The sequence below is a fragment of the Streptomyces sp. AcH 505 genome (assembly GCF_000818175.1).
Taxonomy (GTDB): Bacteria; Actinomycetota; Actinomycetes; order Streptomycetales; family Streptomycetaceae; genus Streptomyces.
Genome location: NZ_JTIY01000001.1, coordinates 2245156 through 2257837, shown reverse-complemented (window position 1 = coordinate 2257837; position 12682 = coordinate 2245156). Strand labels below are relative to the sequence as shown.

Below are 12682 nucleotides of genomic sequence, written 5' to 3'. Positions count from 1 at the left end.
TGGCTGCCGCCCCGGCTACTTCTTGCGCCGCCGTCCCCTGCCGCCGTGTCCCGAGGGAGCCGGCAGGGGCCCTGGAGGCGCCGTCCGCTGCCCGGGAGGCGTCGACCCGGGCACGGATCCGGGCGCAGCGTCCACGGACTCCGTACGGTCCGCCGAGACGACCAGCGCCGCCAGTGCCGTGGTGACCGGCACGGAGGCGACCAGACCGATCGAGCCCACCAGCGTCCGGACGATCTCCTCCGCCACCAACTCGCTGTTGGCGACGGTCCCCACGCCCGACTGCGCGATGGAGAAGAGCAGCAGCAGCGGCAGCGCCGCGCCCGCGTACGCCAGCACCAGCGTGTTGACGACGGACGCGATGTGGTCCCTGCCGATCCGGATGGCTGCCCGGTACAGCGCGCGCGGCCCCATCGACGGATCCGCCTGGTGCAGCTCCCACACCGCCGACGTCTGCGTCACCGTCACATCGTCCAGGACACCGAGCGAGCCGATGATCACGCCTGCCAGCAGCAGACCGCTCATGTCGATCCCGGGATAGAGACCGTGGATCAGACCGGTGTTCTCGTCGGTGTTGCCCGTCAGGCTCGACCAGTCGATGAAGACCGACCCGAGTAGTCCGATCAGCAGCAGTGAGATCAGCGTGCCGAGCACGGCCACGGACGTACGGGCCGTCAGTCCATGACAGATGTAGAGCGCGATCAGCATGATCGCGCTCGCTCCGACCACCGCCACGACCAGCGGGTTCGAGCCCTGGAGGATCGCGGGCAGGATGAACAGCGTCAGCACGGCGAACGAGGCGGCCAGCGCCACCAGCGCCATCAGCCCCCGCAGCCGCCCGACCAGGACCACCGCCAGCGCGAAGATCCCGGCCAGCAGCGCCAGCGGGAACGTGCGGTTCACATCCGTCACCGAATACTGCAGATCGCGGGGCGCGTCCGGTGCGTACGCCAGCACCACCTCTTGTTTCACGTGAAACTGCCGCGGTGCGTCCGGCTGGACGACCTCCACGAAGGTCCGCCCCTTGTCCTTGCCCGAGGTGACCTCGACCGTCGCCTTCTTGCACTCGCCGGTCGACGGCGCACCGGTCGCCGGCGCGGTCGGGTCCGTTGTGGGGACCTGGGAGCCGTTCACGTCCTTGCAGTCGACCGGATGGATCTGTGTCACCCGGCCCTGCTCGGTCTGCCGGTCGAAGCCGACACCGGACCGCTCGTGCGCCGGAGCCCCGCCCGGCCACAGCACGGCGAGGCCGACCACCACCGCGGCCGCGAACGGGATCAGTACCGCCGCGATGACCTTGCGGAGATGACGGGAAACAGGCGCCGCGGGCCCATGGCTGTGCGAGTGGCCGACCGGCTCGTGGGTCAGCTGAGGTGAGGTCACGCGCCCGATCATCGCAAGAACGCGAGGGGCCCTCTGTTCAGCACGCCCGTGCCGGGGTTAGCGTGGTGACGCCTTTGCACACGCGGGAGCTCGGAGCACCGGGCTGAGAGGGCGCTGACCGTGTGGTCCCTGGGACGTATCCCCGGATCACCACGCTGCGCCGACCGCCGAACCTGTTACCGGGTAATGCCGGCGTAGGGAGTAGGTCTCATGACCGTTCAGGACGCACACACGTCTGCCTCCGGCTCTTCGGACGGCTCGGATTCCGCGAGCGGATCCGGCACTTCGAGTGAATCGAGCGAGGCCGCAAGGTCCATCGGCTGGCACAAGGGGTATCTCCAGGGCTCGCGCCCCGACCTTCAGGTGCCGGTCCGCAGGGTCCACCTCACCAACGGCAACGACGTGACGCTGTACGACACGTCAGGGCCGTACACCGATCCCGCAGTCGAAACCGACGTCCGCCGCGGTCTGGCGCCGCTTCGGGAGAACTGGATCATCAGCCGAGGCGACACGGCGGAGTACGCGGGCCGCCCGGTACGCCCCGAGGACGACGGGCTCAAGCACACCACCCCGCGCGGCGGGCTGCGCAACCTCGACGCCGTCTTCCCCGGCCGTCCCCGCCAGCCGCGCAGGGGCCGGGACGGGCAGGCCGTCACCCAGCTCGCGTACGCGCGACGCGGCGACATCACCCCGGAGATGGAGTACGTCGCGATCCGGGAGAACGTCGCGCCCGAGGTCGTACGCGAGGAGATCGCGGCCGGCCGTGCCGTACTGCCCGCCAACGTCAACCACCCGGAGATCGAGCCGATGATCATCGGCAAGCGGTTCCTGGTGAAGGTCAACGCCAACATCGGCAACTCCGCCGTCACCTCCTCCATCGAGGAGGAGGTGGACAAGATGACCTGGGCCACCAAGTGGGGCGCCGACACGGTCATGGACCTTTCCACGGGGCGCAACATCCACACCACCCGCGAGTGGGTGCTGCGCAACTCCCCCGTGCCGATCGGCACCGTGCCGCTCTACCAGGCGCTCGAAAAGGTCGACGGCAAGGCGGAGGAGCTGACCTGGGAGATCTACCGGGACACCGTGATCGAACAGGCCGAGCAGGGCGTCGACTACATGACCGTGCACGCCGGTGTGCTGCTGCGGTACGTCCCGCTGACGGCCCGTCGCAAGACCGGCATCGTCTCGCGCGGCGGCTCCATCATGGCCGCCTGGTGCCTGGCGCACCATCAGGAGTCTTTCCTGTACGAGAACTTCGAGGAGCTGTGCGCCATCCTCGCCTCGTACGACGTCACGTACTCCCTCGGCGACGGGCTGCGGCCGGGCTCCATCGCCGATGCCAACGACGAGGCGCAATTCGCCGAGTTGCGCACGCTGGGGGAGCTGAACACGATCGCCAAGCGGCACAACGTACAGACCATGATCGAGGGCCCCGGGCATGTCCCGATGCACAAGATCAAGGAGAACATCGACCTTCAGCAGGAGATCTGCGAGGAGGCGCCGTTCTACACGCTCGGCCCGCTGACCACCGATGTGGCCCCCGCGTACGACCACATCACCTCCGGGATCGGCGCCGCGATGATCGCCTGGTGGGGCACGGCGATGCTCTGCTACGTCACGCCCAAGGAGCATCTGGGCCTGCCGGACCGGGACGACGTCAAGACCGGTGTCATCACCTACAAGATCGCCGCGCATGCGGCGGATCTCGCCAAGGGCCATCCCGGGGCGCAGGACTGGGACGACGCGCTGTCCGACGCCCGTTTCGAATTCCGCTGGGAGGACCAGTTCAATCTGGCTCTTGACCCGGACACGGCCAGGGAGTTCCACGACGAGACGCTGCCGGCGGAACCGGCGAAGACCGCGCATTTCTGCTCGATGTGCGGGCCCAAGTTCTGCTCGATGAAGATCAGTCACAGCATCGCCGAGCAGTTCGCCCCTGATCTGGCCGCCTCGGCTTCGGACGAGGAGATCGAGGCGGGGATGCTGGAGAAGTCGAAGGAGTTCGCCGCGGCCGGCAACCGCGTGTATCTGCCGCTGGCGGACTGACCGCGCAGGACTGACTCGCAAAGCACTCAACCTGCGGCTGAGCGCCGCCCGGGGCCTACTCCGGGCGGTGCTCGGGCCCGCCGAAGTCGGGGCTGGAGAAGTCAGGACTGCTGTACGTGGGCCGGGCAGCGCTCGATCCGCCCTCGTCCGGGCTGGAGAAGTCCGGGCGGCTGTACCCCATCTTCGGCAGATGACTGGCCGGCCGCGGTGGCGCCGGGGTGGGCTCGACCGCGGGCGCGGCGAGGGCGGCCCGCAGATACGGCAGGATGCCGCGCTCCAGCACCGCCTCGCGCCACACCTCTCTCGCCTCCGCCACCTCCTCGGGCAGCTCGGGCCCCGAGCCCGGCTCACCGGCGGACAGCTGGGTCGAGCCGTTGCGCAGCGCCGTCATGAGCAGCGCTATCGCGGCGGCCAGGATGCCCGCGGCGGTGACTGCTCCGAAGAACCAGCCAGCGGTGAGCAGGGTGTCGGCGAAGGCGGGCGGTGGGCTGAGGGCCTTGAGCACGTAGCCGACCAGCAGGAAGATCGCCGCGGATATCCCGGCGAGCAGCGGGACCAGGACCGTGATGACGGCGGCCAGTCCCGCGCCCGTCTCGGCCGCGTCCCCGATGGCCGGGGCCAGCAGGGAGCCGCCGACGGGCGCCGTCGTGGCAGGCGTACGGAATTCCTCGCGGAGCGCCGCGAAGTGTTCGTATTCCGCCGAGGCGGAACCAGTGATCAGTGCCGTGGCGTTGAGAGCCATGGTGCGCAGCTGTTCGGCGTTGAGCCGCTGCCCGACAGCGGCGAGTTCCGGACGGTCGTGCGCGTTGCGCAGTGCTTCGTCGAGGAGCCGCTCGAAATCCGCGCGATCCTCGCTCAGCAGGTGCGGAGCGCTTTTCATGTGCATCCCCCGATGCTCCGTAGGGCCGCTTTGTCCGCTCACTGCGGACGATCGGCGGAAACGGAGGAGAGCCTGCTACGGATAACCGATGGTAGAGCTGTACGGGTACCCGTTGACAGTGGCTTTCCGGAAATGACCTGCCCGGGGTTGATTCAGTTATGCAACGGAAGTTGGACGACCAGTAGCTTTCCGGCCATGGTCACGCCGCCGTCCATGGCGATGGCAAGTCCGTCGGCATATACATGCGGCCCTTCCACCACGGGCCCCGAGTCGTCCTTGTCGTCCGACGCGTCTTCCGTGCCCACTTCGCCGAGCAAATACGGAATGGGGCTGTGACCGTGCACGATGCGGTGGCCGCCGTACTGGTCGAGCAGTTCCTGGACGGCCTGCGGGCCGCCGTCGTCACGGAACGCGAAGCGTTTGGTGAGCTTGCGGAACAGGTCCCAGCATTCGTCGGCGTCGTTGCGAGTGAGGATCTGGTGGACGGTGTCGTTGACGTCGTCGATGGACGAGCCGTAGTCGAGGTAGGCGGTCGTGTCGGAGTGCATCAGCAGATGCCCGTCCTCCTCGACGACCGCGTCGAGCCGGGACATCCACTGCAGATGGACGTCCTGGAGGCGCTCCATGTCGCTCTTCTGGCCACCGTTGAGCAGCCAGGCCGCCTGGAAGGTGGCGGTTCCCGCGCCCGAGTTGACGGGGGTGTCGGCGAACCGCCGGGCGCCGAGGATCAGCAGCTCGTGATTGCCCATCAGGGCCTTGCAGTAGCCGCCGGCCGCCGCCGCCTCGGCGGACAGCCGCATGACGAGGTCGATGACGCCGATGCCGTCGGGGCCGCGGTCGGTGAAGTCGCCGAGGAACCAGAGGCGGGCCGTGCCGGCCGCCCAGTGGCCTTCGGCGTCGATGAGGCCCTGCTCGGTGAGCGCGGCGAGCAGCTCGTCGATGTAGCCGTGCACGTCGCCGACGACGTAGAGCGGCCCGAGGCCGTCGGGGGACGGGGCGTCGTCGGCCTCGACCCGCACCTGGACGGTGGGTTCGTGGCCGATCACCGGCAGGTCGCGCTCGGTCGGGGTGTAGCCCTCCGGCGGTTCGTCGTCGGGTACCGCGTTGCCGGGGTGCCCGCTCGGGCCGAGGGCCACGGGGCCCGGCGCGGCGAGCTGACCGGACTGCCCCGACTGCACGGGAACCTGCGCGTACGGCGGTACGCGGAAGTCGCGCAACGTCGCCGTCCGCACCACGGGTTCCTGACCGGCCCCCTGTGTCATCGACCCCTCCACCACCGTCGCGCCGCCGTACACCTGTCGGGCCTGCCCGGTCGGGTGGGGGTCTGCCCACCCGTCGCCGGGGAAAGTCCGTGGTGTCGTGCGCCCATCATAGGAATGCAGCTCCTCCTGTGTGACGCACCAGGGGTGGTGAATCCGATCGGTCTCCCGGTTCACAGGCTGTTTTCGCGCTGATCGCCCCAATTGCGAAAGGAACAGACCTTCGGTCAGTCCCTCTTCGGGGAGGTGGGCGAGCGTGGCGCGCTGACGGTGGTGCGGGGCGGGCGGCGCTGCGAGGAGGTCCGCACGATGAGTTCGGTCGGTATCACCTGCTCGACGGGGCCTTCGGTGTCGATCCCCTCGATCGCGTCGATGAGGAGCTGGATCACGGCGGTGCCGATGCGGCGCGGCTTCAGCGAGAGCGTCGTGATCGGCGGCTCGGTCGACGCGTACACGGTGGATTCGCTGCAGCAGACCAGCAGCAGGTCCTCGGGCACCCGCAGGCCGTAGCGGCGGGCCGCGGCGAGCAGATCGGTGCCGTTGGGGTCGAAGAGGCCGTAGACGGCGTCCGGGCGGTCCGGACGGGCCAGCAGCCGGTCGGCGGCGACGGCGCCCGCGCAGGGGTCGTGTGCGGGGTACGACTCGTAGACCGGGTCCTGGCCGACCCGCTCGCACCAGTGCAGGTAGGCGGTGGTGGAGAGCCGGGTGTACGTGTCCGTCGTGGTGCCGGTGAGCAGTCCGATGCGGCGGGCGCCGGCGTCGGCGAGATGGTCGAGCAGATCGAGGACGGCCGCCTCGTGGTCGTTGTCGACCCAGGCGGTGACGGGGAGGGTGCCGGCCGGGCGGCCGTCGGAGACGACGGGCAGGCCCTGACGGACGAGTTCGGCGACGACCGGGTCGTGGTCGGACGGGTCGATGACGACGGTGCCGTCGAGCGCGACGTTCGACCAGACGTCATGGCGTGAGGTGGCGGGCAGGATGACGAGGGCGTAGCCGCGGGCCAGCGCGGCCGAGGTGGCGGCTCTGGCCATCTCGGCGAAGTAGGCGAACTCGGTGAAGGTGAAAGGTTCATCCCCGTACGTGGTCACGGTCAGGCCGATCAGGCCCGACTTGCCGGTACGGAGGGTTCTTGCGGCGGCGGACGGCCGGTAACCGAGCCGTTCCGCGACCTCGCGGACATGACGCCGGGTGGCGTCGGGTAAGCGGCCTTTGCCGTTGAGCGCGTCCGAGACAGTCGTGATGGAGACACCGGCTGCGGCGGCTACGTCCCGGATGCCCGCCCGACCTTGCCGGCTTCCCCGGCGCGTTGTGTCCGTCCGGCTCACCTGGTGTTTCCCTGCTGCTGTCATGGCGAGCCGATAGTAGGGCGCTGGCGGGTGGTAAGGCCGGTCGCATATGCACCTATTGACAGGCACGTTTCTGCATGATCAACAATGGCCAACGGGTATGGATTGCAAGGGACTTATGCGATTCTGCGATGGTCTTCCATGCATCGGGCGGTGTAGACCTGTCGAAGGGGCCATGTTTCGAAGAGGTCTCAACTCACCTCTACGGGGGACGCGCGCCACGGCGCGAGCCACGGGCGCGCGCCTGCCGGGGAGTGCGCCCCCACCGGGGGCGGGCCCGTGGCCCCGATCCGGGCCAATGCCGGGCCCGCCATTCGCAGGGGCCCTGAATCCTCATATGGTGAGGAGTATTGAACGCGGTACGGATCCGCGAACGGCCGAGGAGGACCTGCGGTGAGTGAGACGAGCCCCAAACTGCGCGCCGAACTGGACGGCATCCCGAGCTATGTCCCGGGCAGGCCGGCGGCGGTCGGCGGGCCCGTCACGTACAAGCTCTCCTCCAACGAGAACCCCTACCCGCCGCTGCCGGGCGTGATGGAGCGGGTGACGGCGGCCGCCGGGGTCTTCAACCGCTACCCGGACATGGCCTGTACCGGTCTGATGAACGAGCTGGCCGAGCGTTTCGATGTGCCCGTCGCCCATCTGGCGACCGGCACCGGATCCGTCGGTGTGGCCCAGCAGCTGATTCAGGCCACCTCGGGCCCCGGTGACGAGGTCGTCTACGCCTGGCGGTCCTTCGAGGCCTATCCGATCATCGTGCAGATCTCGGGCGCCCGGTCCGTACAGGTGCCGCTGACGGCGGGGGATGTGCACGACCTGGACGCGATGGCCGGGGCGATCACGGACCGGACCCGGATGATCCTGGTCTGCAACCCGAACAACCCGACCGGCACGGTGGTCCGCAGGGCGGAGCTGGAGCGGTTCCTCGACCGGGTGCCGAGCGATGTGCTGGTCGTCCTGGACGAGGCGTACCGCGAGTTCAACCGGGACCCCGAGATCCCGGACGGTGTCGAGCTCTACCGCGAACGACCGAATGTGGCTGTCCTGCGGACCTTCTCCAAGGCGTACGGGCTCGCGGGGCTGCGGGTCGGTTTCGCCATCGCCCACGAGCCGGTGGCTGCGGCGCTGCGCAAGACGGCGGTGCCCTTCGGGGTGAGCCAGATCGCCCAGGACGCCGCGGTCGCCTCGCTGCGGGCCGAGGACGCGCTGCTGGAGCGGGTCGACGCGCTGGTGGTCGAGCGTGACCGGGTCCACCGGGGGCTGCTGGAGCAGGGCTGGACGGTGCCCGAGACGCAGGCCAACTTCGTCTGGCTGCGGCTCGGCGAGCGCACCCAGGAGTTCGCGGCGGCGTGCGAGCGGGCCGGTGTGGTGGTCCGGCCGTTCGGCGGCGAGGGCGTACGCGTCACCATCGGCGAGGTCGCGGCCAACGACCTGTTCCTGCAGGCGGCCGAGGCCTTCCGCAAGGAGCTGTAGCCACCTGTTGTAGCCACCGGTCCCGGCGGCTGGTGACGGCCTGGTGGCCGGTGTGATGACCCCGTGATCCGGTGGCTCCGCGAGGAGTGACCGGGGTCACGGGACCCCCCGTGAATATCCGGATGCCTGTGCGACATAATGCTTGTGAATGTGAACGCATTCACAAGGTTTCCTCTGGTTTCCGCCGTTACCTCCGGGACGAAGGGGACAACCCGCCGCTGACGACCACGGCGATGTAAGGAGAGACGACGTGGACCTCGCTCTGGCACCGGAGACCCTGGCGCGCTGGCAGTTCGGCATCACCACCGTCTACCACTTCCTCTTCGTCCCCCTGACGATCTCGCTCGGCGCCCTGACCGCCGGGCTGCAGACCGCCTGGGTGCGTACGGAGAACCCCAAGTACCTCACGGCCACGAAATTCTGGGGCAAGCTCTTCCTGATCAATATCGCGATGGGTGTGGTCACCGGCATCGTGCAGGAGTTCCAGTTCGGCATGAACTGGTCCGACTATTCGCGGTTCGTCGGCGACATCTTCGGCGCCCCGCTCGCCTTCGAAGCGCTCATCGCGTTCTTCTTCGAATCGACCTTCGTCGGGCTGTGGATCTTCGGCTGGGACAAGCTGCCGAAGAAGATCCATCTCGCCTGTATCTGGATGGTGTCGATCGGCACGATCCTGTCCGCGTATTTCATCCTCGCGGCCAACTCCTGGATGCAGCACCCCATCGGCTACCGGATCAACGAAAAAGCCGGCCGCGCCGAACTCACCGACTTCTGGGCCGTACTGACCCAGGAAACCGCGCTCACCCAGTTCGCCCACATCATCACGGTGGCCTTCCTGGTGGGCGGCGCCTTCATGGCCGGTACGGCCGCCTTCCACCTCGGCCGCAAGAAGCACATCCAGGTGATGCGCACCTCGCTGCGGGTGGGGCTGGTCACGCTGGTGATCGCGGGCGCGCTCACCGCCCTCAGCGGCGACGCCCTCGGCAAGGTCATGTTCAAGCAGCAGCCGATGAAGATGGCGGCGGCCGAGGCCCTGTGGGACGGCCAGAAGCCCGCGCCCTTCTCCCTGTTCGCCTACGGCGACGTGGAGAAGGGCCACAACACCGTCGAGTTCGAGATCCCGGGGCTGCTGTCCTTCCTCGCCAACGACAACTTCACCTCGTACGTGCCCGGCATCAACGACGTGAACAAGGCCGAGCAGCAGAAGTTCGGCCCCGGCGACTACCGGCCCAACATCCCGGTCCAGTACTGGAGCTTCCGGCTGATGATCGGCTTCGGCATGACGTCGTTCGCCGTCGGGGCCGCGGGACTCTGGCTGACCCGGCGGAAGTTCCTGCTGCCGGCCCGGCTGCGGACGGGCGAGGACGAGGTGCCGAATCTGGTGCTCTTCCGGAACAAGGCGCTCGGTCCCCGGCTCAGCGGCTGGTACTGGATCACCGCACTCGGCACGATCGGCTTCCCGCTGATCTCCACCTCGTTCGGCTGGATCTTCACCGAGACCGGCCGCCAGCCCTGGGTCGTGTACGGCGTGCTGCGCACCGCCGACGCGGTCTCCCCCAGCGTCTCCCAGGGCGAAGTGCTCACCTCGCTGATCGTCTTCACCCTGCTCTACGCCGTCCTCGCCGTCGTCGAGGTCAAGCTGCTCGTGAAGTACATCAAGGCAGGACCGCCCGAACTCAGCGAGGCCGACCTCAACCCGCCCACCCGGATCGGCGGCGACCACACCGACGCCGACCGGCCGATGGCCTTCTCGTACTGAGGCTTGAGAGGAGCTGACCGATCATGGAACTCCACGACGTCTGGTTCGTGCTGATCGCGGTCCTGTGGACCGGCTACTTCTTCCTCGAAGGGTTCGACTTCGGCATCGGGGTGCTGACCAAACTGCTCGCGCGCGGTCGCGACGAGCGGCGGGTCCTCATCAACACCATCGGACCCGTCTGGGACGGCAACGAGGTGTGGCTGCTGAGCGCGGGCGGCGCCACCTTCGCCGCGTTCCCCGACTGGTACGCCACCCTCTTCTCCGGCTTCTACCTGCCGCTGCTGCTCATCCTGGTCTGTCTGATCGTGCGCGGTGTCGCCTTCGAGTACCGGGCCAAGCGCCCGGAGGAGCGCTGGCAGCGCAACTGGGAGCACGCCATCTTCTGGACCTCCCTGCTGCCCGCCGTGCTGTGGGGTGTCGCGTTCGGCAACATCGTGCACGGCGTGAAGATCGACGCGCACATGGAGTACGTCGGCGGTCTCGGTGATCTGCTCAACCCGTACGCCCTGACCGGCGGACTGGTCACGCTGGCGCTGTTCACCTTCCACGGCGCGGTGTTCGCCGCGCTCAAGACCGTGGGGGACATCCGGGTACGGGCCAGGAAGCTGGCCCTGGTGCTGGGAGCCGTCACGGCGGCCCTCGCCGTCGGCTTCCTGAGCTGGACCCAGGCGGCCAGCGGCGACGGCAAGAGCCTGATCGCGATGATCGTCGCCGTGGTCGCGCTCGCCGGAGCAGTCGTGGCCATCGGCGCCGGACGGGAAGGACGCTCGTTCGCCCTGTCCGGGGTGACGATCGCGGCGGTGATCGCGATGTTCTTCCTGACACTCTTCCCGAACGTCATGCCCTCGTCGCTGAACGAGCAGTGGAATCTGACGGTCACCAACGCCTCCTCCACGCCCTACACCTTGAAGATCATGACGTGGTGCGCCGGCATCTCCGCGCCGCTGGTCATGCTCTACCAGGGCTGGACGTACTGGGTCTTCCGCAAGCGGATCGGCACCCAGCACATCGCCGACGCGCACTGAGAGGGCGGTGTTTCACGTGAAACCAATCGACCCCCGACTGCTGCGCTACGCACGGGCGACCCGGTTCTTCCTGGCCGCCGTGGTGGCCCTCGGGCTGGCGGGCGCCGGACTGATCGTCGCCCAGGCGATGCTGATCGCCGAAGTGGTGATCGGCGCGTTCCAGCACGGCCTCGACGGCTCGGGACTCCGCACTCCCCTGCTGCTGCTCGGCGCTGTCGCCGTCGGGCGGGCGCTGATCGGCTGGCTCACCGAACTGGCCGCCCACCGGGCGAGCGCGGCGGTCAAGTCCGAACTGCGCGGCCGGCTGCTGGCGCGGGCGGCCGAGCTTGGCCCCGGCTGGCTGAGCGGTCAGCGCACCGGCTCGCTGGTCGCGCTGGCGACCCGCGGGGTGGACGCGCTGGACGACTACTTCTCCCGCTATCTGCCGCAGTTGGGGCTCGCGGTGGTCGTGCCCGTCGCCGTCCTCGCGCGCATCGTCACCGAGGACTGGCTGTCCGCCGGGATCATCGTCGTGACGCTCCCGCTGATCCCGCTGTTCATGGTGCTGATCGGACGGGCCACCCAGTCGAGGATGGACCGTCAGTGGCGGCTGCTGTCCCGGCTGTCGGGCCACTTCCTGGACGTGGTCGCCGGGCTGCCGACCCTGAAGGTCTTCGGCCGGGCCAAGGCACAGGCGGAAGCGGTCCGCCGGATCACCTCGGACTACCGGCAGGCGACCCTGCGCACCCTGCGGATCGCCTTCCTGTCGTCGTTCGCGCTGGAGCTGCTGTCGACCCTGTCCGTGGCGCTGGTCGCGGTCGACATAGGACTGCGGCTCGTCCACGGGAACCTCGATCTGTACACGGGCCTGCTGGTGTTGATCCTCGCGCCGGAGGCGTATCTGCCGATCCGGCAGGTGGGCGCGCAGTACCACGCGGCGGCCGAGGGCCTGGCTGCGGCGGAGGAGATCTTCGCCGTCCTGGAGACCGAGCCGCGGCGCGGCGGTGCGGGCGAGATACCCGGAGCGGTACGGCTGGAACTGGACGCTGTGACGGTCCGCCATGAAGGGCGCGGGGCGCCTTCGTTGGACGCGGCGACGCTGACGGTCGAACCGGGGGAGACGGTCGCCCTGGTCGGCCCCAGCGGCGTCGGCAAGTCCACGCTGCTTGACGTGGTGCTCGGGTTCACCGCCCCTGACAGCGGCCGGATCCGGGTGGGCGGCCGTGACCTGGCGTCGCTGGACCAGGAACGGTGGCGGGAACGGATCGCGTGGGTGCCGCAGCGTCCGTATCTCTTCGCGGGGACGATCGCGGAGAACGTACGGCTGGCCAGGCCCGAGGCGGACGAGGCGGCGGTGGATCGCGCGCTGCGTGACGCCGGGGCCGAGGAGTTCGTGGCCGCGCTCCCCCAGGGTGTGGACACCGTGCTCGGTGAGGACGGTGCGGGGCTCTCGGCGGGCCAGCGCCAGCGGCTCGCCCTGGCCAGGGCCTTCCTCGCCGACCGGCCGCTGCTGCTGCTCGACGAGCCGACGG

At 69.0% G+C, this 12682-nt stretch carries 9 protein-coding genes and 1 riboswitch; of the genes, 5 read left to right on the top strand and 4 right to left on the bottom strand.

Features of this window, described 5'->3' with window-relative positions:
* Positions 1-15: 15 nt before the first annotated feature.
* Positions 16-1380, bottom strand: coding sequence for a YibE/F family protein (locus HY68_RS10415; RefSeq protein ID WP_241778528.1), 1365 nt, complete (start codon positions 1378-1380; stop codon positions 16-18).
* A 72-nt stretch (positions 1381-1452) separates the two neighbouring features.
* Positions 1453-1598, top strand: a riboswitch (TPP riboswitch).
* Here HY68_RS10415 and thiC point away from each other — a divergent pair.
* A complete protein-coding gene (thiC, locus tag HY68_RS10410) occupies positions 1591-3429 on the top strand; it encodes a phosphomethylpyrimidine synthase ThiC (protein WP_078863528.1) in 1839 nt (612 codons plus the stop codon). (Overlaps the previous riboswitch by 8 nt.)
* Positions 3430-3484: 55 nt before the next feature.
* Here the strand turns inward: thiC and HY68_RS10405 are convergent, their stop codons facing one another.
* The 3 genes from HY68_RS10405 to HY68_RS10395 form a co-directional block, all read right to left on the bottom strand.
* Positions 3485-4315, bottom strand: coding sequence for a hypothetical protein (locus tag HY68_RS10405; protein ID WP_041987287.1), 831 nt, complete (start codon positions 4313-4315; stop codon positions 3485-3487).
* A gap of 146 nt (positions 4316-4461) precedes the next feature.
* Complete coding sequence (locus HY68_RS10400; RefSeq protein ID WP_041995627.1) at positions 4462-5571, bottom strand: metallophosphoesterase; 1110 nt, start codon at positions 5569-5571, stop codon at positions 4462-4464.
* 224 nt (positions 5572-5795) lie between these two features.
* Positions 5796-6917 (bottom strand): LacI family DNA-binding transcriptional regulator, encoded by a 1122-nt coding sequence (locus tag HY68_RS10395; protein WP_041987284.1) that lies wholly within the window; start codon positions 6915-6917, stop codon positions 5796-5798.
* 390 nt (positions 6918-7307) lie between these two features.
* Here HY68_RS10395 and hisC point away from each other — a divergent pair, with 390 nt between their 5' ends.
* The 4 genes from hisC to cydD form a co-directional block, all read left to right on the top strand.
* Positions 7308-8387, top strand: coding sequence for a histidinol-phosphate transaminase (gene hisC, locus HY68_RS10390; protein WP_041987280.1), 1080 nt, complete (start codon positions 7308-7310; stop codon positions 8385-8387).
* Positions 8388-8637: 250 nt separating this feature from the next.
* A complete protein-coding gene (locus HY68_RS10385) occupies positions 8638-10146 on the top strand; it encodes a cytochrome ubiquinol oxidase subunit I (protein ID WP_041987278.1) in 1509 nt (502 codons plus the stop codon).
* Positions 10147-10169: 23 nt separating this feature from the next.
* A complete protein-coding gene (cydB, locus tag HY68_RS10380) occupies positions 10170-11171 on the top strand; it encodes a cytochrome d ubiquinol oxidase subunit II (RefSeq protein WP_041987275.1) in 1002 nt (333 codons plus the stop codon).
* A 16-nt stretch (positions 11172-11187) separates the two neighbouring features.
* The coding region (cydD, locus tag HY68_RS10375; protein WP_041987272.1) for a thiol reductant ABC exporter subunit CydD at positions 11188-12682 on the top strand (1495 nt) is incomplete at its 3' end.

Excerpts from the sequence above, each read along its gene's own strand:
- thiC (WP_078863528.1), top strand. The coding sequence starts at position 1,591 with ATGACCGTTCAGGACGCACACACGTCTGCCTCCGGCTCTTCGGACGGC.
- HY68_RS10400 (WP_041995627.1), bottom strand. The coding sequence starts at position 5,571 with ATGACACAGGGGGCCGGTCAGGAACCCGTGGTGCGGACGGCGACGTTG.
- HY68_RS10395 (WP_041987284.1), bottom strand. The coding sequence starts at position 6,917 with ATGACAGCAGCAGGGAAACACCAGGTGAGCCGGACGGACACAACGCGC.
- cydB (WP_041987275.1), top strand. The coding sequence starts at position 10,170 with ATGGAACTCCACGACGTCTGGTTCGTGCTGATCGCGGTCCTGTGGACC.
- HY68_RS10405 (WP_041987287.1), bottom strand. The coding sequence starts at position 4,315 with ATGCACATGAAAAGCGCTCCGCACCTGCTGAGCGAGGATCGCGCGGAT.